The 22,786-nt window shown below is 69.5% G+C and carries 19 protein-coding genes; 8 read left to right on the top strand and 11 right to left on the bottom strand.

Annotated elements, in window-relative coordinates:
* Positions 1-1,845 (bottom strand): glutaminase A, encoded by a 1,845-nt coding sequence (glsA, locus tag HQ312_RS01640; RefSeq protein WP_222637629.1) that lies wholly within the window; start codon positions 1,843-1,845, stop codon positions 1-3.
* A 149-nt stretch (positions 1,846-1,994) separates the two neighbouring features.
* Between glsA and dxs the strand changes: the two genes are divergently transcribed.
* On the top strand, positions 1,995-3,884 hold the full coding sequence (dxs, locus tag HQ312_RS01635; RefSeq protein ID WP_027505197.1) for a 1-deoxy-D-xylulose-5-phosphate synthase: 1,890 nt from the start codon (positions 1,995-1,997) through the stop codon (positions 3,882-3,884).
* 6 nt (positions 3,885-3,890) lie between these two features.
* On the opposite strand, the gene HQ312_RS01630 is transcribed toward dxs, so the two are convergent.
* The 5 genes from HQ312_RS01630 to HQ312_RS01610 form a co-directional block, all read right to left on the bottom strand.
* Positions 3,891-4,901 carry an iron-siderophore ABC transporter substrate-binding protein gene (locus tag HQ312_RS01630; protein WP_222637628.1) on the bottom strand — a complete coding sequence of 337 codons (1,011 nt, stop codon included), beginning with the start codon at positions 4,899-4,901 and terminating at the stop codon, positions 3,891-3,893.
* Between the two features lie 90 nt (positions 4,902-4,991).
* Positions 4,992-7,091: a 3-hydroxyacyl-CoA dehydrogenase NAD-binding domain-containing protein gene (locus tag HQ312_RS01625; RefSeq protein WP_261781963.1), complete on the bottom strand. Its 2,100-nt coding sequence runs from the start codon at positions 7,089-7,091 to the stop codon at positions 4,992-4,994.
* A gap of 5 nt (positions 7,092-7,096) precedes the next feature.
* Positions 7,097-8,323 carry a thiolase family protein gene (locus tag HQ312_RS01620; protein WP_222637626.1) on the bottom strand — a complete coding sequence of 409 codons (1,227 nt, stop codon included), beginning with the start codon at positions 8,321-8,323 and terminating at the stop codon, positions 7,097-7,099.
* Positions 8,324-8,388: 65 nt separating this feature from the next.
* The gene (locus HQ312_RS01615; protein ID WP_222637625.1) at positions 8,389-9,708 is read right to left on the bottom strand and encodes a ribonuclease D; all 1,320 of its coding nucleotides are present in this window, start codon (positions 9,706-9,708) and stop codon (positions 8,389-8,391) included.
* 26 nt (positions 9,709-9,734) lie between these two features.
* Positions 9,735-10,343 (bottom strand): DUF3000 domain-containing protein, encoded by a 609-nt coding sequence (locus tag HQ312_RS01610; protein WP_222637624.1) that lies wholly within the window; start codon positions 10,341-10,343, stop codon positions 9,735-9,737.
* Positions 10,344-10,425: 82 nt separating this feature from the next.
* Here HQ312_RS01610 and hemE point away from each other — a divergent pair, with 82 nt between their 5' ends.
* Genes hemE through HQ312_RS01585 form a run of 5 tightly spaced genes read left to right on the top strand, consistent with a single transcriptional unit; the run spans position 10,426 to position 16,620 of the window.
* A complete protein-coding gene (hemE, locus tag HQ312_RS01605) occupies positions 10,426-11,496 on the top strand; it encodes a uroporphyrinogen decarboxylase (protein ID WP_222637623.1) in 1,071 nt (356 codons plus the stop codon).
* Positions 11,493-12,860, top strand: coding sequence for a protoporphyrinogen oxidase (locus HQ312_RS01600; RefSeq protein ID WP_222637622.1), 1,368 nt, complete (start codon positions 11,493-11,495; stop codon positions 12,858-12,860). Before hemE ends, HQ312_RS01600 begins: the two co-directional genes overlap by 4 nt.
* A gap of 38 nt (positions 12,861-12,898) precedes the next feature.
* The gene (hemQ, locus tag HQ312_RS01595) at positions 12,899-13,594 is read left to right on the top strand and encodes a hydrogen peroxide-dependent heme synthase (RefSeq protein ID WP_027505205.1); all 696 of its coding nucleotides are present in this window, start codon (positions 12,899-12,901) and stop codon (positions 13,592-13,594) included.
* On the top strand, positions 13,591-14,286 hold the full coding sequence (locus HQ312_RS01590) for an HAD family hydrolase (RefSeq protein ID WP_222637621.1): 696 nt from the start codon (positions 13,591-13,593) through the stop codon (positions 14,284-14,286). The genes hemQ and HQ312_RS01590 overlap by 4 nt, the downstream gene beginning before the upstream one ends.
* 36 nt (positions 14,287-14,322) lie before the next feature.
* Entirely contained in the window at positions 14,323-16,620 is a 2,298-nt protein-coding gene (locus HQ312_RS01585; RefSeq protein WP_222637620.1) for a molybdopterin-dependent oxidoreductase, read from the top strand.
* On the opposite strand, the gene HQ312_RS01580 is transcribed toward HQ312_RS01585, so the two are convergent.
* Complete coding sequence (locus tag HQ312_RS01580; protein ID WP_056444801.1) at positions 16,611-17,069, bottom strand: MaoC family dehydratase; 459 nt, start codon at positions 17,067-17,069, stop codon at positions 16,611-16,613. The two genes, HQ312_RS01585 and HQ312_RS01580, sit on opposite strands and share 10 nt — an antisense overlap.
* Positions 17,070-17,180: 111 nt before the next feature.
* Here HQ312_RS01580 and HQ312_RS01575 point away from each other — a divergent pair, with 111 nt between their 5' ends.
* A complete protein-coding gene (locus tag HQ312_RS01575) occupies positions 17,181-17,681 on the top strand; it encodes an SRPBCC domain-containing protein (RefSeq protein WP_222637619.1) in 501 nt (166 codons plus the stop codon).
* Here HQ312_RS01575 and msrB read toward each other — a convergent pair.
* From msrB to HQ312_RS01555, 4 genes are read right to left on the bottom strand one after another with little or no spacing between them, the layout of a single operon-like run.
* Positions 17,659-18,081 carry a peptide-methionine (R)-S-oxide reductase MsrB gene (gene msrB, locus HQ312_RS01570; RefSeq protein WP_027505209.1) on the bottom strand — a complete coding sequence of 141 codons (423 nt, stop codon included), beginning with the start codon at positions 18,079-18,081 and terminating at the stop codon, positions 17,659-17,661. The genes HQ312_RS01575 and msrB overlap by 23 nt on opposite strands.
* Before the next feature lie 9 nt (positions 18,082-18,090).
* Positions 18,091-19,365 carry a glycosyltransferase family 87 protein gene (locus tag HQ312_RS01565; RefSeq protein ID WP_155956979.1) on the bottom strand — a complete coding sequence of 425 codons (1,275 nt, stop codon included), beginning with the start codon at positions 19,363-19,365 and terminating at the stop codon, positions 18,091-18,093.
* Between the two features lie 21 nt (positions 19,366-19,386).
* A complete protein-coding gene (locus tag HQ312_RS01560) occupies positions 19,387-20,964 on the bottom strand; it encodes an alpha/beta hydrolase (protein ID WP_261781962.1) in 1,578 nt (525 codons plus the stop codon).
* A 4-nt stretch (positions 20,965-20,968) separates the two neighbouring features.
* A complete protein-coding gene (locus HQ312_RS01555) occupies positions 20,969-21,733 on the bottom strand; it encodes a pyrimidine reductase family protein (protein WP_222637618.1) in 765 nt (254 codons plus the stop codon).
* 25 nt (positions 21,734-21,758) lie between these two features.
* Here HQ312_RS01555 and zapE point away from each other — a divergent pair, with 25 nt between their 5' ends.
* Complete coding sequence (zapE, locus tag HQ312_RS01550; protein ID WP_027505213.1) at positions 21,759-22,769, top strand: cell division protein ZapE; 1,011 nt, start codon at positions 21,759-21,761, stop codon at positions 22,767-22,769.
* Positions 22,770-22,786: the final 17 nt, after the last annotated feature.

The raw sequence follows: 22,786 nt of genomic DNA, 5'->3' as shown, positions 1-22,786 counted from the left end.
TCAGACGACGCCGGAACGGCGCAGTGCGGCGACGATCGACTCGGCCTGCTCGTACGCGCGATCGAGAAGCACCTCCAGCAAGGCTGTCTTCGCAGCGGGGTTGCTCTCGGTCAGCGCGTCGAAGTCCTTCGGGCCGAGGATCGCGACCGTGGTGTCCTTCATCGCGGTGATGCGGAGCCCGAAGCGTGAGCGCCGGACCAACGGCATCTCACCGAAACTCATGCCGGCGGACAGCGTCGACACGGCGCGGGCCCGGCCGTCCGCGCCGATGAAGTCGACCGCGACGCGGCCGGACAGCACCATCACCAGACCCAGTGACACGTCACCGACCTCGGCGATGACGGTGCCTGCGCTGTACTGCGCGTCCGTCGTGCGGGAGGTGATCGCATCGCGGTGGGCCTCGTCCAGCGCGGTGACGATCGGGTGCTGATCGACCGTCACCTCCGTGGGTTGCCGTGCGCCGCCGCACCACCGGTCGAGGACGGTGTCCTCGCCCCAGCGCAGTGCGGAGTCCAGATCGTCGAAGACCCGGCCACTGCCGTCGTGTTCGGACAGGGACGACACGGTGTGCGCCATCGCAGCTCGGGGATCGACCAGGACGGCGGCACAACCCTGTCGGCGGAGCCCGGCGGCGAGGGTGTCCAGCATCGAGCGGGCGACGTCGCTCACCTCGTCGACCCGACGCATGTCCAGGATCACGCCGTCGAGTGCGCTCCCGTCGTCGGCGCCGTGGTCGACGGCCGTGGACACCGCGCGCACGACGCTCTCCGCTGCGGAGAACAGCAGATCGCCGTGCAGTTCGAAGACGCGGACTCGGCGTCCCCGCGCGGCGAGCGTCTCCTGTTCGGCGGCGGTGCGCCGGCGACGCGAGGGGGAGTCGGCGACGGTGTACTCGGCGCGCACGGCGCTGCGTGCGGCCCGGCCGACGTGGAGGAAGTGCAGTTCGAGGCGCGAGGACAGCTCGCGGCACGCCTTGACTCCGCGCACGCTGTTGCCGTGGGCGTCGAGTCTGGGTGAGAACACCGAGATACCGAGCTGACCGGGCAGGACCGCGAGCACCGCACCGGCGACACCGCTCTTGGCGGGGAGTCCGACGCGGTTGACCCAGTCGCCGGCTCCGTCGTACATGCCGCACGTCGTCATGACGCTCAGCACACGCTCGACGAGCACCGGTTCGAGGGCTCGGACGTCGGTACACGGGTTGAGGCCGTTGTTGGCGAGGGTCGCCGCCATGACGCCGATGTCGCGGCACGTGACGTCCAGCGAGCACTGGCGGAAGTAGAGATCGACCATCGCGTCGGGATCGCCCTCGACGATGCCGAAGGAGCGCAGCATGTGGCCGATGGCGCGGTTGCGATGGCCGGTGCGTGATTCGGAGGCGTGCACGGCGGCGTTCATGGCGAGTTCGCGTCCCGCGTACCGCGAGAACGAGGCCCGGATCCGTTCGAACTGCTCGTCGGGCGTCGCGCCTCGCACCAGCGACGCGGAGGTGATGGCGCCCGCGTTGATCATCGGGTTGCGCGGGCGCTCGGTGACGGGGTCGAGGCTGATCTCGTTGAACGGCTCACCGGACGGCTCCACGTCGATCTTGCGGGCCACCGCGGTCTCGCCGCGATCGGTGAGAGCGAGGGCGTAGGTGAACGGTTTGGACACCGACTGGATCGTGAAGGGCACGTCCGTGTCGCCCACCTGGTACACGTGGCCGTCGGCCGTCGTGAGACAGATACCGAAGCGATCGGGGTTCGCGGCCGCCAGTTCGGGGATGTAGTCGGCGACGCCACCGGAGGTGTCCGCCACACACAGCGCGTGGACCTGCTCCAGAATCTCCTGCACGACGTCGGTCATCGTCACCACTCTCTCGATTCTGTGCCGCGGCTCGGCGCTCGTACGGTAACCCGCCGATCCGGGTCCACGTAGACTTGTCCGAACTGGCCTGTCCGAGTGCCTCACGGCACGACGGACGACAAGGCAATCTTCGGAGGGGAGCGATTTCGTTGGGTGTTCTGGACGGCGTGCACGAGCCCAGCGACCTGCGTGCCCTCGGCCCGGTGGAGCTGGCCGAACTGGCGGACGAGATCCGTCGGTTCCTGGTCGAGAAGGTGTCTGCCACGGGTGGCCACCTCGGACCCAATCTCGGTGTCGTCGAGCTGACTCTGGCCATCCACCGCGTGTTCGACTCGCCTCGTGACCCGGTAATCTTCGACACCGGCCACCAGGCGTACGTGCACAAGATGGTCACCGGTCGAGCGGACCGCTTCGACTCCCTGCGCAAGGAGGGTGGGCTGTCCGGCTACCCGTCCCGCAGCGAGAGCGAGCACGACTGGGTCGAGTCCTCACACGCGTCGGCATCCCTCTCCTACGCCGACGGCCTCGCCAAGGCCTTCGAGCTGACCGGGCGCGGCGATCGTCACGTCGTCGCGGTCGTCGGGGACGGCGCCCTCACCGGTGGCATGTGCTGGGAGGCGCTCAACAACATCGCGGCCGGCAAGGATCGTTCCGTCGTGATCGTCGTGAATGACAACGGTCGCTCCTACTCGCCGACCATCGGCGGCCTCGCCGACCATCTCGCGACGCTGCGCCTGCAGCCCAACTACGAGCGCGCGCTGGACACCGGCCGTCACATGGTGAAGAACCTGCCCGTGGTCGGGTCGGCCGCATACGCCATGTTGCACGGCATGAAGGCCGGCCTCAAGGACGCGATCAGCCCGCAGGTCATGTTCACCGATCTGGGCATCAAGTACCTCGGTCCGGTCGACGGACACGATCAGGCGGCTCTGGAATCGGCGCTGCGCCGCGCGAAGGCCTTCGGCGGGCCGGTCATCGTCCACGCGGTGACGCGCAAGGGCATGGGCTACTCGTTCGCCGAGAACGACGTCGCCGACCAGATGCACTCGACGGGAGTCATCGACCCGCTCACCGGCCTGGCGACCAGCGTCGCGGCTCCGGACTGGACGTCGGAGTTCTCCCGTCAACTCATCGCCCTGGGAACCGACCGCGAGGACGTCGTGGCCATCACCGCCGCGATGGCCGGACCCACCGGGCTCGCCGCGTTCGGCGAGGTGTTCCCGGACCGTTTCTTCGACGTGGGCATCGCCGAGCAGCACGCGCTCACGTCCGCCGCCGGTCTCGCACTCGGTGGTCTGCATCCCGTGGTGGCGATCTACTCGACGTTCCTCAATCGGGCGTTCGACCAGCTGCTGATGGACGTGGCACTACTGAACCTGCCGGTCACCCTCGTGCTCGATCGCGCCGGGGTCACCGGATCGGATGGCGCAAGCCACAACGGCATGTGGGACATGTCGCTGCTCGGCATCGTGCCGAACATGCGCGTGGCGGCGCCTCGCGACGGAGCGACCCTGCGCGAGGAACTCGCCGAGGCACTCGCGGTGTCCGACGGTCCCACCGCGCTGCGCTTCCCCAAGGGCGCCATTCCCGACGACATCGAGGCGGTGCGGCGTCTGGACGACTCCGTCGACGTGCTGCACGAGCCCGAGGGGGAGTCGGACGTACTCCTCGTCGCCGTCGGTCCGTTCGCGTCGTTGGCACTGGACACGGCGCGAGAACTCGCCGCGGACGGTGTCTCGGCCACGGTCGTCGATCCGCGGTGGGTGCTGCCCGTTCCGGACTCGCTCGTGAAGCTCGCCGCGGACTTCCGTCTGGTGGTCACGCTCGAGGACAGCGGTCTGCACGGCGGCATCGGTGCATCCGTGTCGGCTGCCCTGCGCGCCGGCGGCGTCGACGTCCCCTGTCGGGATCTCGGTGTGCCACAGCAGTTCCTGGACCACAGCTCGCGGGATCGCATTCACGCCGACATCGGCCTCACCCCGTCGGACATCGCCGGCCGGGTGCGCGGATGGATCGCACACCGGCCCGGCGACATCTGACGGTCGCTACGTCGCCTTGGTGGCGGCGTCCTTCAACTGCGGGAGGATCCGGTCGAGTACCCACGGGGTGCTCACCGGGTTGACGTTGCTCAGACCGGCGATGACCTGCTCATCACTGAGCGCGACCGCGGATCCGGAGGCGACCGCGGGCAGCGTCGCCACAGCCGGAACCGAGGTGAGGTCGAAGCCCTCCGGAGTGAACGCGACGATCACGTCGGCGTCGAAGCTCTGCACGTTCTCCAGTGACACGGTGGAGAAGAAGGTGTCCGCGGAGTCGGCTTCGTCGAGTGCCACGACGCCGGGGGCGTTGACGAAGCCCATCTCGTTGAGAACCTGCACGCGTGGATCGGACGGCATGTAGACGTTCGCCTGACCGGCGTCCGTGTCCAGGTTCACCACCGCGACGGTCTTGCCGGCAAACTCCGGATTGGCCTCGGCCTCCGAGGCGAGCCGCTGGCCCATACCGTCGATGAGAGCCTGTGCCTCCGTGGGCTTCCCGACTGCCTCACCGATCATCGTGGTCTGGTCCTGCCACGTCGTCTGCCAGGCCTCACCGGGGTAGGCGACGACGGGCGAGACAGCGGACAACGTGTCGTAGTACGACTGCGGGAAACCCTCGTAGGGCGCGAGCACCAGGTCGGGTGCCAGGGCCGCGAGGGCCTCGACGTCGGGCTCACCCGCAGCCGGATCCTCGTACAGGGTGGTGGCGTCCGCGTCGTAGAACTCCTGTGCCCACGGCATCACGCCGTTCTCGTCGGCACCATAGGTGTACTTCGGCTGGCCGACGGGCGTGATGTCGAGGGCGCCGAGGATGTCCTGTGCGTTCCAGCCCATCGTGACGATGCGCTCCGGTGCGGCGTCGATGGTGGTCGAACCGAAGGCGTGGTCGATGGTGACGGGGAACGCGCCACCCGACGCGGCGGCGGGCGCGTCGGAGTCGGCATCGGACGAACATCCGGCGACGAGGGCGAGCGCGGCGGTGGCCGCGACGGCGGGGAGAAGGCGAGAGCGTTTCACATGGTTAGCCTAACCTATGTATGGCCTCCGGCCCCGTGCGCCCTTCGCGTATCCAGGGATGCGCAAAGGGCGCACGAGGGCGCAGCCCCATCACACGCTGGCGACACCCTTGTCGAGGAACCGGTGACCGGTGACGGCCTCGGAGGTGCCCGTGCGATCGAGGTACGGCACGATGCCGCCGTTCCAGAACCCGAAGCCGCCGCCGAGGATCAGGCAGAGGTCGATGTCCTGAGCGGCCGCGACGACGCCTTCCTGCAGCATGATGTCGATCTCCTCCGCGAAGGCGCGGCGGGTGCGATCGAGCACCTGCTCGGCCGTCGACGGTGAGTCGCCCTGCGGCCACAGATCGGCGATCTCGGGGTCGACGGTCTTGGCTCCGTCGGCGCCGTAGGTCCACACCGCAGACTTCTTGTTCGCGACCATCGCCTGCAGGCCGGGGGAGTCGTGGAACCGCTCCGGGTAGTACTCGGCCATGGTCTCGCCGGTGTGCAGTGCGACGGCGGGGCCGACGAGCGAGAGCAGCGTGAGCGGGCTCATCGGCATGCCGAGCTCGCTGATGGCGTTGTCCGCGACGTCGAAGGGCGTGCCCTCGTCGATCGCGTTCATGACCTCGCCGAGGGCGCGGGTGAGCAAGCGGTTGAAGACGAAGCCGGGCTTGTCGGCGATCAGCACGGCCGACTTCTTCAGAGACTTCGCCGTCGCGAATGCTGTTGCGAGCGTGGCATCGTCGGTCTTCTCGCCGCGGACGATCTCCAGCAGCGGAAGAACGGCCACGGGGTTGAAGAAGTGGAATCCGACGACCCGCTCGGGGTGCTTCAGCTCCGCCGCCATGCGGGTGATCGACAGCGACGACGTGTTCGTCGCGAGGATCGTCTCGGGGGAGACGAATTCCTCGAGCTCGGCGAAGACCTTCTTCTTCACGTCGAGGTTCTCGAACACTGCCTCGATGACCCAGTCGGTCGTCGCGAATGCGGACTTGTCGAGCGATCCGGACACCAACGCCTTGAGACGGTTCGCCGCGTCGGGGGAGAGTCGCTTCTTGCCCTGCAGCTTGTCGATCTCGGCGTGAACGTAGCCGACGCCCTTGTCGATGCGCTCCTGGTCGATGTCGGTGAGGATCACCGGCACCTTCAGCTGACGCACGAACAGCAGGGCGAGCTGGCTGGCCATGAGGCCGGCGCCCACGATGCCGACGCCGGTGACCTTCCGGGCGAGCGACTTGTCGGGCGCTCCGGCGGGCCGCTTGGCACGCTTCTGCACCAGATCGAAGGCGTACAGGCCGGCGCGCAGTTCGTCGGCCATGAGGAGGTCGGCCAGCGCCTCGTCCTCGGCGGCGAAAGCTGTGTCGAGCGACGCGGAGTCGGTGATGTCGGTCGACTTCGCCAGCTCCAGAAGCTGCACGGCGCGCACCGGGCCCGGTGCGTGGTCGCCGGTCTTGCCGGAGACGATGGCCTTGGCCCGCGCGATCGCGTCGTCCCAGCCCTGGCCGCGGTCGATCTCGGGGCGGGTCGGGGTGACGTCCCCGGAAACGACCTTCGCGGCCCACAGCAGGGACTGCTCGAGGAAATCGGCGCCGCCGAAGACTTCGTCGGCGATGCCCAGCTTCAGCGCGTCCGCAGGCTTCAGCATGCGGTTCTGGTTGAGCGCGTTCTCGATCACCACGGTGACGGCATTGGCCGGCCCGATCAGGTTGGGCAGCAACTGCGTTCCGCCCCAGCCGGGAACGAGGCCCAGGAATGTCTCCGGGAGCCCCAGTGCCGCAGCGTTGTCCGCGACGGTGCGGTAGTGGCAGTGCAGCGCGATCTCGAGTCCACCGCCCAGAGCGGCGCCGTTGACGAACGCGAACGTGGGCACCGTGGACTCGCGCAGGCGGCGGAACACCTTGTGCCCCAACGTGCCGATCTCCAGCGCGACGGCGCGGTCGGAGATGTTCGGCACACCGTTGAGGTCCGCGCCGACGGCGAAGATGAACGGCTTCCCGGTCACCGCGACGGCCACCGGATTCGCCGCGTATGCCGCGTCCAGTGCCGCATCGAGCTCGGTGAGTCCGGCGGGTCCGAAGGTGGACGGCTTGGTGTGGTCGAAGCCGTTGTCGAGCGTGACGATGGCGACCGGGCCGTCGAGGCCGGGCACGGTGACGATCCTGGTGAACGCGTGGGTCACCACTTCATCGGAGAAGGCAGAAGTCATGGCAATCACTTGCTTCCGTCGTAGGCGGGATTTTCCCAGATGACGCTGCCGCCCATGCCGAGGCCGATGCACATGGTGGTGAGGCCGTAGCGGACATCGGGGCGAGTGGCGAACTGCCGGCTGAGCTGGGTCATCAGTCGAACGCCCGAGGACGCGAGGGGATGGCCGCAGGCGATGGCGCCGCCCCACTGGTTGATCCGGGCGTCGTCGTCGGCGATGCCGAAGTGCTCGGCGAACGCCAGAACCTGGATTGCGAAGGCTTCGTTGATCTCGAAAAGGCCTATGTCCTCGATCGACAGGCCGGTGCGTCCGAGCAACTTCTCGGTGGCGGGGACGGGACCGATTCCCATCACGGCGGGATCGACGCCGGCGAAGGAGAAGCCCACCATGCGCATGCCGACCTTCAGGCCGAGCTCGGCGGCGGTGTCCTCACCGGCGAGGATCGCGGCGGTCGCACCGTCGTTAAGGCCGGCGGCGTTGCCTGCGGTGACGCGGCCGGCGGGGCGGAACGGCGTCTTGAGCTTCGCCAGGTCCTCGAGCGTCGTGCCGGGGCGAGGCGGCTCGTCCTCGGTGGCCAGACCCCAGCCCGCTGCGGACTTCGTGGCGACGGGGACCAGTGTCTCGGCGATCAGGCCGGACTTCTTGGCCGCGTCGTACTTCTCCTGGCTCGCGACGGCGTAGGCATCAGTGCGGTCCTTGGTGATCGACGGGTAGCGGTCGTGCAGGTTCTCCGCCGTGTTGCCCATGACCAGAGCACTCGGGTCGACGAGCTTGTCCGCGAGGAAGCGCGGGTTCGGGTCGACACCCTCGCCCATCGGGTGGCGGCCCATGTGCTCGACGCCACCGGCGATGACGACGTCGTACTGTCCGAAGCCGATGCCCGACGCGGTGGTGGTCACCGCGGTCATCGCGCCCGCACACATCCGGTCGACGGCGAAACCGGGCACGCTGCGGGGGAGCCCGGCGAGCAATGCCGACGTGCGGCCGATGGTCAGTCCCTGGTCGCCGGTCTGCGTCGTGGCGGCGATGCCGACCTCGTCGACGCGCTCGGGTGGCAGTTCGGGGTTGCGGCGGAGCAGTTCACGGATCGCTTTGACCACGAGGTCGTCCGCTCGGGTGTCCGCGTACATACCCTTGGGGCCGGCCTTGCCGAACGGCGTACGAACACCGTCGACGAACGCGACGCCACGACTGGACGCGGATCGAGCGGGAGCGGATTTCGGAGAAGACATGGTTCCTTCCGGCAGGCGCTGGAACGGGCCGGACGCCCGGCTCGCGCGCCCACTCTAACCCGTGCCTACTCGCCGGTAACTTCGGCCGTCCTCGACTCCTCGGCGGTCCGTAGGCCTGCTGCCACGACGGGACCCGCCACCTCGCGCTGCCAGGGCCGCGACCCGTGCGCCTCGAGGAAACGGTCGACGAGCACGTCCTCGTCCGTCCCGTACTCCGCGACGAGAGCGGGGTGGTCCCAGCAGATCCGACGGACGAGATCGGGAGTCAGCAGGTTCTCGACAGGAATCGCGACATCCGCGGACAGGGCGGCCATCGCGTCGCGGACGGCGGACAGACGCCCGGCGGCCTCCGGATCGCGCCGCGCCCACCGACTGACCGGCGGCGGCCCCACGAAGGGCTGCGTCACCGGGGGCAGCGCATCGTCGGGAAGTGCGCGGGCGTGCTCGATCGCGTCCATCCACACGCGCGCCTGGCGACGCTGACGAGGTCCGCCGAAGACGGGCAACGCGTTCAGCTCGGACACCGTGGCGGGGTTCCTCTGCGCGGCGGCGACGATCGCGGAGTCCGGCAGGACGCGGCTCGGCGCGATGTCGCGGCGGCGCGCGAGATCGTCGCGGGCGGTCCACAGAGCGCGGACGACGGCGAGCGTCCGCGCGTTCTTGATGGTGTGGATACCGGAGGTGCGGCGCCAGCGGTCGGGCTTGGGAGGCGCCGGGGGTGCGGTGCGAATGTACTCGAATTCCTGTGCGGCCCAGTCGGTCTTGCCCTGGCTCTCGAGCTCCTCGGCCATGGCGTCACGCAACTCGACGAGCACCTCGACATCGAGTGCCGCGTAGTTGAGCCAGGTGTCGGGCAACGGTCGGGTGGACCAGTCCGCCGCACCGTGACCCTTCTGCAGCGACAGGCCCAACGTCCGTTCGACGATGGCCGCCAGACCGACACGGTCGAAGCCGGCGAGTCGGCCCGCCAGCTCCGTGTCGTACAGCGACGCGGGCGTCATGCCGAGCTCGGCGAGCCCCGGCAGATCCTGATCGGCGGAGTGCAGTACCCACTCCATGTCGTTCACGACGGCGGCGAAGCCCGCGAGCGCCTCGACACCACCGTCGCGGACCACCGGAATCGGATCGAGCAGGACGGTGCCCGCACCCCGGCGACGGAACTGCAGCAGATACGCGCGAGCCGAGTATCGGAAACCCGATGCGCGTTCCGCGTCGACGGCCAACGGTCCGGTTCCCGACGCCAGCAGTTCCGCGGCCGCTCGCACCGCGTCCGCCGTGTCCGTCAACGGCGGGACCCCCTCGCGTGGAGCGAGAAGGGGAGTCGCCTCCGGCTCGACGGCGGTGTCGCCGGAGGAGGCAGGAGTCGAGTCGGGCGTGTCGGGCATTGTTCGAACTCTAGGCTGTCCGACGATCAGGCGTCGGAGCTGCCCGAGTCGGCGCGTGCACCCAGCGCCGTGATGCCCGCCGGGGGCAGCCCCGCGGCGTAGGCGAGAACCTCACCGAACGCCTCGACGTGCACCGACAGTTCCTCGCTGAGCGCGGTCCACGAGGCTCGCAGCTCGAGCTGGTGGGCACGCGGCGGGCCGGCGATGTCCCCGTACCGCACCGAACTCGTCGAGGTGACCGTGCCGCCCAGCGCCGTCAGCGGCTCGGACCGCGCCTCGAACGCGTCGACCAGCCAACTCCACGCCACCTCGGGCAGCAGCGGATCCGACGCCAGCGACGCGTCGACGTCGGCCTGGATGTAGGCGACCAGGCGCATGGTGCCGTTCCACGCCTCGTCGCCGTCCGGGTCGTACAACAGGATGAGACGCCCGAACGCGTCACCCTCGCTCTGCTCGGGCACCGACTCCGCCTCGGAGTGGCGCACCTCGGCCCCCAGTGCGTAACTGAACGGTGCCAGGCGCTGCGGAGGCCGGATCGGCCCGACCTCGATGCTCGGGTGGACCGTCGCCCGGTGCATCGCGTCGATGGCGGCGCGGAAGGGCGCAGGCTGCGAGGCGCTCTCGGACGTGGTCACGTGTGCGGACGTTAGCCGCGACCGTCGGCCCAGCGGAGGAGGCGCGCCGGGCAGGTGTGCGTCTCTGGCAGCATGGACGCCGATGAACACCATCCCTGACGCCGTCGGTCCGCGTCGAAGCCTGCCCGAAGCTCCCTTCCTCGCGGCCGCGACGGGACGGACGCCGTCGCGTCGGCCCGTGTGGTTCATGCGTCAGGCCGGTCGGTCGCTGCCCGAGTACCGCAAGTTGCGGGAGGGCACCTCCATGCTCGCCTCGTGCTTCGACCCCGAGATGGTCTGCGAGATCACGATGCAGCCGGTCCGGCGGCACGGGGTCGACGCGGCGATCCTGTTCTCCGACATCGTCGTGCCGCTCAAGGCGGCCGGCGTCGACCTCGAGATCGTGGCCGGCACCGGTCCCGTCGTGGCGAACCCGGTGCGGTCCGTGGCCGACGTGCAGTCGTTGCCGGTCCTGCAGTCGGAGCAGATCGAGCCGGTCGCGAAGGCCATCTCCCTGCTCCTGGCCGAGTTGAAGGACGTGCCCCTCATCGGCTTCGCGGGCGCACCGTTCACGCTGGCGTCCTACCTGGTCGAAGGCGGTCCGAGTCGTAACCACGAGCGCACCAAGGCGCTCATGCACTCGGATCCGCAGACGTGGCACGCATTGCTCTCGTCGCTGGCCGACATGACCATCGCCTTCCTCACCGCGCAGGCCGATGCCGGCGTCGACGCGGTCCAGCTCTTCGACTCGTGGGCCGGGGCGCTGTCACTCGCCGAGTACCGCGAGTTCGTGTTCCCCCACTCCAGCCGCGTGTTCGAGGCCATGGCGTCGGCCGGCGTGCCGCGCATCCACTTCGGTGTCGGGACGGGCGAGCTGCTCGGTGCGATGGGGGAGGCGGGCGCGGACGTCGTCGGTGTCGACTGGCGGATCCCGCTCGACGTCGCCGCTCGTCGGGTCGGTCCGGGCAAGGCTCTGCAGGGCAATCTCGATCCCGCCGTGCTGTTCGCGGGCCCCGACGCGGTGCGCCGCGAGGTCACCCGCATCGTGGGCGAGGCGGACGCCGCACTCGCGGCCGGCGCCACCGGGCACATCTTCAACCTGGGCCACGGGGTCCTGCCCGCCACCGATCCCGACGTGGTGACGTCGGTGGTGGAGCTGGTGCACTCGCTGTGACCTCGGTAGCCGTCGTCGGAGCGGGCATCAGCGGACTGGTGGCCGCGTACCGGCTGCGGCAGTCGCTGGGACCCGCCGCGCGGATCGTGGTGGTCGAGAAGGCGCCGCGCATCGGTGGCAAACTCCGGTCGGTGGACCTGGCGGGTGGCCCGGTCGACGTCGGTGCCGAGGCGTTCATCGCGCGTCGTCCCGAGGTTCCCGCTCTGCTCGACGAGCTCGGACTCGCCGACCAGCTCGTGCGGCCGTCGCCCGCCGCCCGCCCGCTCCTGCGCTCGGGCGGCGCACTGCACGGACTGCCGACCGGCACGTTGATGGGCATCCCGGCCACGTCCGACTCGGTGCGGACTCTGGTCGACGACGCCACGTGCCGCCGCATCGACACCGATCGTGACCGGCCGCTGCGGTGGACGCCCGGCGACGATGCGTCGGTGGGTGACCTGGTGTCCAAACGCTTCGGCTCCCAGGTGACCGCGCGGAGCGTCGACCCGCTGCTGGGCGGCGTCTACTCCGGGCTGGCCGTCACCACGAGCATCCGCGCCGCGGTGCCGACTCTCGCCGCGGCGCTCGACGTCGGTGCCCCGTCGCTGGTGGACGCCGTCGAGCGAGCGCGCCCGACGCCGTCGCCGGGACCGGTGTTCGGCGGACTGCGCGGTGGCTACGGCGTGCTTCTCGACGCGCTGCTCGCCGCCTCCGGTGCCGAACTCGTCGCCGCGGACGTGCGGCGGGTGACGTCCGACGGCCGGGGCGCGTGGCACGTCGACGGCGTCGGGGTGGTGGACGGCGTCGTCCTCGCCGCGCCCGCACCGCAGACGGTCTCGATGCTGCTCGACACGGCGCCCGCACTCGCGCGGGAACTCGGGGACGTGGAACTCGCCTCGTCGGCAGTGGTGGCCCTCGGGTTCGAGGACGGGGGACTACCGCAGAACTCGGGTGTCCTGGTCGCCACGGGGGAGCTCGATTCCTCCGGTGTTCCGTTGCGCGCCAAAGCGTTCACGCTGTCGAGCCGCAAGTGGCCGCATCTCGCCGAGCGCGGCGGCCAGCTGGTGCGGGTCTCCTTCGGACGTTTCGGGGACGCGGACATCGTCGACCGGCCCGACGTCGACCTGGTGTCGGCGGCCCGCACGGATCTGCGTGAGGTGCTCGGTGTGGACGAGGAGCCGACGACGACGTTCGTGCAACGCTGGCACGGCGGACTGCCGCAGTACCGCCCCGGCCACACCGACCTCGTGGCCCGCGTCGAGGACGCCGCCTCGGCGGTGGGCCGACTCGAACTCGCGGGCGCGTACCTGCACGGCGTCGGAGTTCCCGCGTGCGTCGCGACGGCATCCGCGGCGGCGGCCCGGCTGGCGGAGGCGCTGGCCTGACGGCCCGATCGGGACGGCCGGGTGGCACGATGGGTGTCATGGCACGTCTCGATTTCGAAGCACTCAATTCCACGTTGCGCTACTCGATGCACTCGGTGTTCACGGCTCGGCCGGGCGCCCTCGGTGAGGATCGGGAGGCGGTGCTCGCCGAAGCCCGCGCGTTCTTCGACGGTCTCGACGAGACCGACGTCGTGGTGCGCGGGATCTACGACGTGGCCGGACTGCGCGCCGACGCCGACTTCATGATCTGGTGGCACGCGGAGAAGATCGAGGACCTGCAGGCGGCGTACGCGCGCTTCCGTCGGTCGACGGCTCTCGGCCGCGCGTGCGATGCGTTCTGGAGCAACGCCGCGTTGCACCGCCCCGCGGAGTTCAACAAGTCGCACGTCCCGGCCTTCATCGCCGGCGAGGAGCCGGGCGCCTACATCTGCGTGTACCCGTTCGTCCGCTCGCTCGACTGGTACCTGCTGCCCGACGCGGAGCGTCGCACGATGCTCGCCGACCACGGCAAGGCGGCACGCGGCTACAAGGACGTGCGCGCCAACACCGTCCCGTCGTTCGCCCTGGGCGACTACGAGTGGATTCTCGCGTTCGAGGCTCCGACGCTGGACCGCATCGTCGACCTGATGCGTGATCTGCGTGCGACCGAGGCCAGACGTCATGTGCGGGAGGAAGTTCCGTTCTTCAGCGGACCCCGGGTGACGGTCGAGGCGCTCGTCGAGTCACTACCGTGACCACGCCGGCCGCGGTGCTCTTCGACTTCTCCGGCACGCTGTTCCGTCTCGAGGAGGACGAGAGCTGGTTCACCGATCTGCGTGTCGGCGACGACGAGCAGATCGACGGTCATTTCCAGGCCGAGTTGATGCGCCGCATGACCCAGCCCGTCGGGTCGGTGGTCACCCTGGACGACGACGGCCACCGGGCTTGGGAGGCTCGCGATCTCGACCCCGCGATGCACCGGGCCGCCTACCTGGCAGTGCTGAAGGCGTCGGGTGTGCACCGCGTCGAGCACGCCGAGGCGTTGTACGACAAAGTGATCGACCCGTCCTCGTGGACGCCGTACCCCGACACGGCGCGAGTGCTGCACGGCCTCGCCGATCGCGGCGTTCCCGTGGCGGTGGTCAGCAACATCGCGTTCGATCTGCGCGCGGCGTTCGATCTGCTCGGCGTGCACGACACCGTCGCGCACTACGCTCTGTCGTTCGAGGTGGGCGCCGTCAAGCCCGATGCCGCGATCTTCCGTTCCGCCGTGGACGCTCTGGGCGTCGACCCGGCCTCGTGCCTGATGGTCGGCGACAGCGAGGAGGCCGACGGCGGAGCGCAGGCGCTCGGTATGTCCTTCGCGCTGCTCGATCCACTGCCGACGTCCGAACGACCGTCGGCTCTGCTCGACGCCGTGGCGGCGCACGGTCTCGCGCTCGCGTAGGGCGCCGTGACGTCCGCGCGCCGTGGGGTGCAGCACATGGCCCACTTCGGCATGTACACCGCCGACACGGACGGCCGGGACGTGGTCGCGGTCCGTCCGCCGACGGGCGACGCCGATCCGTCCCCGATCCTGGGCAACGTTCCCGGGTCGGTGACCCATCGCTCGCGCATCCGTCGACCGGCGGTGCGTCGGGGCTGGCTCGAGAACGGCCCCGGACCGTCCACCGCGCGTGGGGCCGACGCGTTCGTCGAGATGGAGTGGGACGAGTTCCTCCCCCTGCTCGCCGGCGAGCTCCGTCGAGTCGTGCGCGAGCACGGCAACGAGGCCGTCTTCGGCGGGTCGTACGGGTGGGGCAGCGCGGGCCGGTTCCACCACGCGCAGAGTCAGGTTCACCGGTTCCTGAACACCCTGGGTGGCTACACGCGGTCGGTGGGCAGCTACTCCCTCGGCGCCACCGGCACGATCATGCCTCGGGTCATGGGGACGCACTGGAAGATGTTCTCGCGCTCCACCTCGTGGGACGTGATCGCCGAGCACACCGACCTGCTGGTCGCGTTCGGCGGGGTTCCGCTGAAGAACACGTCGGTCAATCACGGTGGCACCAGCGATCATCCGACACGCGACGCGCTGCATCGCCTCCGTGCGCGCGGCGGCCGGATCGTCTCGATCTCGCCGCTGCGTGACGACACGGACGGAGCGGCGGAGTGGATCGCACCCGTACCGGGGTCGGACGTCGCCCTCATGTTGGGGCTGGCACACGTGCTCGCCTCGGAGGGGTTGCACGACACCGCGTTCCTGCAGCGGTACACCACCGGGTACGACGTCTTCGAGCGCTACCTGCTCGGCGAGACCGACGGTGTCCCGAAGTCACCGGAGTGGGCGCAGAACCTGACGGGAGTCCCGGCGTCGGACATCACCGCCCTGGCGCGGCGCATGGCTCGCGCCACCACGCTGGTCACCGTCACCTGGTCACTGCAGCGCATCCGCCACGGTGAGCAGGCGCCGTGGATGGGTCTCACGCTCGCCGCGATGCTCGGCGGCGTCGGTGTGCCGGGCGCGGGCTTCGGCCACGGCTACGGGTCGATGAACGAACCCGGCCTGGCACCCGTGCCGTATCCGCTGCCCACGCTTCCCCAGGGCATCAACGGTGTGTCGACGTCGATTCCGGTCGCCGCGATCTCGGACATGCTGTTGAACCCTGGTGGGCCGTACGACGCGGACGGCACCGCGTCGACGTATCCGGACATCCGGCTGCTGCACTGGGCCGGCGGCAACCCGTTCCATCACCACCAGGACATCGGCCGGTTGCGCATCGCGCTGGCTCGCCCCGAGACCATCGTGGTGCACGAGCCGTACTGGACACCGATGGCACGGCACGCCGACTTCGTGGTGCCGTCGACGACGACCCTCGAACGCGACGACCTGAGCTGCACCCGCAACGACCCGCTGCTCGTGGCGATGCAGGCCGCCGTCCCGCCCTTCGCCGACAGCCGCGACGACTACGACACCTTCGCGCTGCTCGCGCGAGAGCTCGGCGTCGAGTACGACTTCACGGAAGGTCGCTCGTCCGCGGACTGGCTGCGGCACCTCTACGACCAGTGGCGACGGTTCGTGTCCGATGCGGGGCGGGTGACGCCGCCTGTGTTCGACGAGTTCTGGACCGAGGGAACGTTCCGGATGGACACCGAGGACGGTCTCACGCTGCTGTCCGATTTTCGCGACGATCCCGAGCGGGCCCCCTTGCGGACACCGAGCGGGCGCATCGAGATCTTCTCGGCCGACATCGAGTCGTTCGGCTACGCCGACTGCGGGGGACACCCACGGTGGTACGCACCGGACGAGTGGCTGGGCGGTGAACGCGCACAGGCGTTCCCGCTGCACCTGATCGCGAATCAACCGCGGACCCGGTTACACAGCCAACTCGATCACGGGGCCGTGAGCCTCGCGTCGAAGATTCAGGGCCGGGAACCGATGCGCATGCATCCCGCGGACGCCGCAGCGCGCGGACTCCGCGACGGCGACGTGGTGCGGGTGTTCAACGACCGTGGCTCGTGCCTCGCGGGGCTCGTCGTCGACGATCGCCTGCGCGAGCGCGTGGTGCAACTGTCGACCGGCGCCTGGTACGACCCGCTCGATCCGTCGGACCCGCGCTCGATGTGCGTGCACGGCAACCCGAACGTGCTCACCGCCGACCGCGGCACGTCGTCGCTCGCGCAGGGGTCCACCGGCCAGCACGTCCTGGTGGACGTCCAGAAGTGGACCGGCGAACTGCCGCCGATCCGCGCGCACGATCAGCCGGAGTTCGTCGATCGTGGGGACGTGCGTCAGAAGTAGACGCGGCTGATGACCTGGGCGACCAGCGCGGGCTTCGTCGCACCCTCGATCTCGATGGTCGAGTCGACGGTCATCTGCACCGCTCCGCCGTCCAGCCGATCTGCTGCGGCGAGGACGGCCGTCAGACGAACGCGCGACCCGACGAGCACAGGATTGACGAAGCGAACCTTGTTGCTGCCGTAGTTGACTCCCATCGTGGAGTTCTCGACCGTGTAGGTCTGCCAGGACAGGGCCGGCAGCAGGGACAGCGTGAGGTACCCGTGGGCGACGGGACCACCGAAGGGGCTCTCCTTCGCGGCGCGCTCGGGATCCACGTGGATCCACTGGTGGTCGCCGGTGGCGTCGGCGAACTGGTTCACGCGCTCCTGCGTGATCTCCAGCCAGTCGCTGGTGCCGATGGTCTCGCCGAGGGCGGACACGATGTCGTCCGCGGACGTGAAGGTACGCATGGAGCCGACACTAGCGGCGGCGAGCCGTTCTGCACAGAACCTCTGTCGGGGCGCCACATCCGGCCCTGCGGACCCGGCCTGTGTGCAGGACGAGCGCAGTACGATGCGCCGATGACGTCCCACCCGGAACCCACCGGCCTACTCGAGCGCGCCGAGACGGGTGTCGATCTCGTGCTGGAGCGCGTCCTGGACGTACCGATCGACGACGTCTGGGACAGTCTCACCGTCAGTGAGCGCACCGCGCGGTGGTACGGCAGCTGGGAGGGAACGCCGGGAGCCGGCAGCACCGTGCGGGTGACGATGGGGTTCGAGGAGAACGCACCTGCCTCCGACCTGACGATCCTGGCGTGTGACGCGCCGAGGTATCTCGCACTGGAGTCCGACGGATGGACGTTCGACGTGACGCTCAGGACCACGGGAGACGGGACCACGCTGATGTTCCGGCACCACCTGACGACGACGGGCGGCCTCGAGGACATCGGCCCGGGATGGGAGTACTACCTCGACATGCTGGTCTCCACACACACGGAAGGGTGGTCGCCGTCCTTCGACGACTACCACCCGTCCCAGTGTGGGTACTACGGCTCACTCAGCCCTTCGGCTCCAGCGTGAGCGAGATCGAGTTGATGCAGTACCGCTGATCGGTCGGGGTGGGGTACCCCTCGCCCTCGAAGACGTGGCCGAGGTGACTGTGGCAGTTGCTGCACAGGACCTCGGTGCGCTTCATGCCCATCGACCGGTCGACCTTCAGGATCACGGCGTCGGTGTCCTTGGGATCGAAGAAGGACGGCCACCCGCAGTGGGACTCGAACTTCTCGGTGCTGCGGAACAGTTCGGCGTCACAGGCGCGGCACTTGTAGACGCCCTCGGTGGTGGTGTCGGTGTACTCGCCGACGAACGGCCGCTCGGTGCCGGCCTTGCGCAGCACTGCGTACTCGGCTGCGGTGAGCTTGGTACGCCACTCGTCGTCGGACAGCTCGAACGTGGGCTTCTTCTCTGGTGCGGAACTCATGCCTCCACGCTAATGCGTGGCCGCGGTTCCCGCTGTCGTCGCAGGTACAGGCTTCGGTGAGGTCGTGTTCTCGTCGAGCAGGAACGCCGGATCGATGCCGCCGTCCAGCCGGCCCTCGCGGCGCGCGGTGAGATAGCGACCGACGAGCACGGCGAAGATCACGACGATGATCAGCGACCAACCCCACGTCGTGCGGAGGTACTCGATGGAGCGCCCGAACTCCGGGAAGCGGCCGACGAGCCAGCTGTCGTAGCTGAGGAACCCGTACACGGCGAGCCACGCCGGCCAGTTGCGCATCACCGAGTTGCGCAGCACCACCGACATGATCAGCGGGAACAGCATCATCGAGTAGTACATCTGGCCGAGCGACGCGAGCAGGAACGATGCGACCAGCAGCAGCCCACCCGCGGTGGTCACGAAGAACAGCTCGTCGTGGCGGTAGTACTTCCACAGCAGCCACAGGGACACGAGCACCATCACGGCGAACACGGCGCGGAGCGCGAGCACCAGCGCGGTGGGCAGTCCGTAGTAGAGGCCGTTGCCGACGATCGCGCTGTTGAAGTAGTCCCGCGTCTCGAGGAGGTACGGCACCGTGTGGGAGACGAAGGCCATCGGGTCGACCGACAGCGGGAGGGCGAGCAGCGTCAGGACGACGGGGATACCGACGGCGGTGACGAAGACGCGCCACTCCTTGCGGACGAGCGGCAGCAGAAGCAGCGGTGCGAGAGTCGGTTTGACGGCGATGGTCAGGCCGATGGCAGCGCCGGACCAGTACGGGTGCCGCCTCAGCAGCAGCATCATGAACAGCACCTCGCCGAGCAGGATCAGGCCGTTGATGTTGGTGAAGATCAGTGTGTTGGTGACGGTCTCGGTGGAGAACGCGGCGAGCAGCACCACCGGTGCGGCCACCGACGACAGGCCGAGCTGGAACATGCGCAGTAGCAGGTAGAGCGCGACGATCACGGCGACGGCGTTGACCCCGATGAACAACCAGCGCGAGCGCTCGGGGTCCAGCACGGCCAGCGGCGCGATGATCAGCGTCCCGCTCGGCGGATAGAGATAGTGCGGGTCGACCGAGTCGAAGTTCGCCGTGTAGACCTCGCGCCGGTTCAGAAATGCCAACGCGGCGTTGTAGACCGGGCGGAAATCGTCGGTGATGTTGCCGTTGACGGCCTTGACGATCACGCGATTGAGGACCGTCAGGATGGCGATGGGCCACAACGCGAAACGGATCACCTGCGCGGTGGTCTCACCAGTTCGCGGTTCGAGATGACGGAACGACACCCGGAGACGGTACCCCGGCAACTAGGCCGGACACGCATTACCGCCTTCCGGCACGTCGCCCGTTTCGAGGTACGCCGCGACGGCCGCGCGCCCGCACCCCGAGCCCACCGACACGGGGTGTCCGATGCCGTCCCAGGTGATCGTCGTGGTGGCCGCGCCGGCCGCGCCCAACGCTCCCGTGACCGCCGGAAGCGGCTCCGTACCGGTGACGGCGTCGGCGTTCCCGCTGAGCACCAGGACCGGGAGCCCCAGGGTGGAGGGGACGGGCGGCGGGGTGGTCGCCGGCCACGCCGAGCAGGTGAGCAGGTTCAACGCCGCCGTCGCACCGAAGGCCGGATACTGGCCCGACCACGACGTCTGCAGCTCCCGGACCCGGTCGGGCGCGGGCCACTGCTGGCCGTCGGTGCAGCGGCTCACGAAATGACCGTCGGTCTCGGTCAGAGCACGCACCTCGTCGACCGCGTCGTCGAGTGCGGTGGTGTTCCCGGCGAGCGCACCTGCCACCGTGTCCGACGTGGAGCGCACCCGCGCTGCGCCGTCGCCGGTGGACGGATACGCCAGCAGGTGGACGACTGCCTGTCGAACGGTGGCACCGGACAGCGGTGCGAGATCACCGGCGTCGGCGCGGCGGAACAACTCCACCACCTGTGAGCGCGGATCCGCCCCGAGCGAGCATCCGACGGCGGCGCATCGGGTGGCGAACGCCGTCAGGGCGGCCTCCTCCCCGCGCACGGTCTGCTCGGCGCTGGTGACGGCGTCGGTGATGACGCTCGTGGGGGAATCGAGCACGAGACGGGCGACGTGGTCGCCGTACGCGGCCGCGTACCCGAGCGCGACGAGGGCGCCGTTGCCCGATCCCAGGAGCGACAGGGCACGCACTCCCCACGCCTCCCGGAGCGCCTCGAGATCGTCGGCGCTGTTGGTGACCCCGAAGATGAGTGCCTCGGGAAGTAGGAAGTCGGTACACGCGATCGTCGCGTCGCGGGCGAGGGTCGCGACCTTGTCCGCCGCGTCGGTGCCGGGTGAGTACTGCCCGAGGTCGGTCAGCGCGTCGCGGGTGGACGTGGCACCCGAGTAGCAGTCGAACGGCGCGGAGTTGCCGATTCCCCGCCGATCGACACCGACGATCGGGTGGGCGTCGAGGAGCGCGGTGTCCGGCTGCGCGGCGAGCGCCGCCATGTCCGCGGACGACGGTCGATCGGTGCCGGACGTGTAGACCAGCGGCGCCGCGTCCGCCGGCGTGGCGGCCGTGCGCACGCGGACCGCGGAGAGTTCGAACGTGCCGTCCGAGGCGACGGTGCGGTCGATGGGAGCGGGGAACGTCGCGCAGTCCACCAGCACTCCCGGCGCGGCCGTGACCCCGCGGGCAGCGGTGGTGCGGGCCGTGCAGTCGGTCCAGTTCAGGTCGGTGACCGGTGCCTCGAGAGGAAGTGGCCCCTCGTCGGTGGGTTCGGTCGTCGCGGGCCCGTCGTCGGACCCGGCCGATCCACCCTCGATCGCCACGTCCGGACGGGTCGACGGTCCGGCCCCGCACGCGGCGGCGACCACGACGACGGCCGTCAGGGCGGCGAGCCGTGACCCGAACCTCGACATCTGCATACGTTCAGCGTGCCATCTCGCGCGCACGTACCCAGCGCACCAGGATGGTCCCGTCGTCGTCGAGCAAAATGTGGCCCGGGGTCATCGGGCGGTCGACGGCGGCATCGGACGTCGCCATCCGGCCCGAGGTCCCGGCGCTGAGGGTGGGCGAGGTGGTCACGCAGACCTCGTCGACGACATCCGCGGCGAGAAGCGACCCGAAGAGTCCGGGCCCGCCCTCGCACAGCACTCGCTGCAGGCCGAGGTCCTGCAGCAGCGCGACCACGACGTCGCCGGTGAGGTCGCCGTCGGCGCGGACGACGGTGAGCCCGGCGTCGCGCAGTGCCTGCACCCTGTCCTCGGGCGCGTGCGAGGTGGTCAGCACGATCGGCGGCACCTCCGCGCCCGTCAACACCGTCGACTCGGGATCGACGCTCGCGGAGCCGGTCACCACGACGATCGGAGGGACCTCGCTCTGACCCCGCGCGGTGCGCGCGGCGCGCACCGCGTCGGACACCTCGACACCTCCGTAGTTCTCTGCCGTGACGGTGCCCGAACCCACCAGGACGGCGTCGGCGAGCGAGCGGAGCTCGCCGAAGACCGCCTTGTCAGCAGGGGTCCCCAGTCCACCGGACACCCCGTCCTGCGACACCGCACCGTCGATGCCCGCCACGAAGTTGACGCGGATCCAGGGGGAGTGGAGCTCGGCCGGATACGCGTAGAGATCGGTGAGATCGTCGTCGGTCACTGTGAGGTAGGTCCCATTATCGATACGCTGCACAAAAGCCATCACACCACGTCGTTAACCTCGTCCCATGCCACAACGCCTCGTCGACCGCGATCCCGTGGTGCCCGCCGACCAGCTGATCGCCCAGATGGTGCCGCCGGCGATGTTCGACGACGTGAGTTTCGCGTCCTACATCCCGGACCCGAACGAGCCGACGCAGGCCGAGGCCGTGCGCAAGGCGGAGGAGTTCGCCGGCAAGGTCGCGAAGATCCGGTCGGGCGGGAAGCGCGGTCTGTTCGGCAAGAAGACGCCGGCCTCCGGCGCAGGTCTGTACCTCGACGGTGGGTTCGGCGTCGGCAAGACCCACCTGCTGGCGTCGATCTTCCACGCGTCGCCGGAGCCCAAGGCGTTCGGCACCTTCGTCGAGTTGACGCACGTCGTCGGAGCTCTCGGATTCACGAAGGCGCTCGACGAGCTGTCCGGTCACAGCGTGCTGTGCATCGACGAGTTCGAGCTCGACGATCCGGGCGACACGATGCTGGTGTCTCGGTTGCTCACCGAGTTGGCCGCCAAGGGCGTCTCCATCGTCGCGACGTCCAACACGCTGCCCGGCCAGTTGGGCGAGGGTCGCTTCGCCGCTCAGGACTTCCTGCGAGAGATCAAGAAGCTCGGCTCGATCTTCGAGTCCATTCGTGTCGACGGTCCCGACTACCGGCACCGCGACCTGCCCCCGGCTCCGGACCCGATCGGCGCGGACCAGATCGAAGCCGCCGCGGCGGCCGTCGAGGGATCGACGCTCGACGACTTCGACGCGCTGGTGAAGCATCTGAGCACCCTGCACCCGTCGCGCTACGGGAAGTTGATCGAGGGTGTCACGGCCGTCTTCATCGAGAACGTCCACGCGGCACCCGACCAGTCCGTGGCGCTGCGCCTCGTCGTGCTGGCCGACCGCCTGTACGACGCGGGTACGCCGGTCACCGTGTCGGGTGCGAAGCTCGACGAGCTCTTCACCGAGGAGATGCTCCAGGGCGGATACCGGAAGAAGTACCTGCGCGCGACGTCGCGTCTGCTGGCGCTCTCGCGCTTCGCCTCCGTCTGAGTCGCTACCGTCCGAGT

It is taken from the genome of Rhodococcus sp. BP-316 (assembly GCF_019836105.1).
Classification (GTDB): domain Bacteria; phylum Actinomycetota; class Actinomycetes; order Mycobacteriales; family Mycobacteriaceae; genus Rhodococcoides.
Note: the sequence above shows the minus strand (reverse complement) of the source record. Positions and strands in the feature narration are given on the sequence as shown.

Excerpts from the sequence above, each read along its gene's own strand:
- hemQ (WP_027505205.1), top strand. The coding sequence starts at position 12,899 with ATGGCACGTCTCGATTTCGAAGCACTCAATTCCACGTTGCGCTACTCG.
- msrB (WP_027505209.1), bottom strand. The coding sequence starts at position 18,081 with ATGAGTTCCGCACCAGAGAAGAAGCCCACGTTCGAGCTGTCCGACGAC.
- HQ312_RS01620 (WP_222637626.1), bottom strand. The coding sequence starts at position 8,323 with ATGTCTTCTCCGAAATCCGCTCCCGCTCGATCCGCGTCCAGTCGTGGC.
- zapE (WP_027505213.1), top strand. The coding sequence starts at position 21,759 with ATGCCACAACGCCTCGTCGACCGCGATCCCGTGGTGCCCGCCGACCAG.
- HQ312_RS01615 (WP_222637625.1), bottom strand. The coding sequence starts at position 9,708 with ATGCCCGACACGCCCGACTCGACTCCTGCCTCCTCCGGCGACACCGCC.
- HQ312_RS01580 (WP_056444801.1), bottom strand. The coding sequence starts at position 17,069 with ATGCGTACCTTCACGTCCGCGGACGACATCGTGTCCGCCCTCGGCGAG.
- HQ312_RS01575 (WP_222637619.1), top strand. The coding sequence starts at position 17,181 with ATGACGTCCCACCCGGAACCCACCGGCCTACTCGAGCGCGCCGAGACG.
- HQ312_RS01560 (WP_261781962.1), bottom strand. The coding sequence starts at position 20,964 with ATGCAGATGTCGAGGTTCGGGTCACGGCTCGCCGCCCTGACGGCCGTC.
- HQ312_RS01625 (WP_261781963.1), bottom strand. The coding sequence starts at position 7,091 with ATGACTTCTGCCTTCTCCGATGAAGTGGTGACCCACGCGTTCACCAGG.
- HQ312_RS01555 (WP_222637618.1), bottom strand. The coding sequence starts at position 21,733 with ATGGCTTTTGTGCAGCGTATCGATAATGGGACCTACCTCACAGTGACC.
- HQ312_RS01585 (WP_222637620.1), top strand. The coding sequence starts at position 14,323 with ATGGCCCACTTCGGCATGTACACCGCCGACACGGACGGCCGGGACGTG.
- glsA (WP_222637629.1), bottom strand. The coding sequence starts at position 1,845 with ATGACCGACGTCGTGCAGGAGATTCTGGAGCAGGTCCACGCGCTGTGT.
- hemE (WP_222637623.1), top strand. The coding sequence starts at position 10,426 with ATGAACACCATCCCTGACGCCGTCGGTCCGCGTCGAAGCCTGCCCGAA.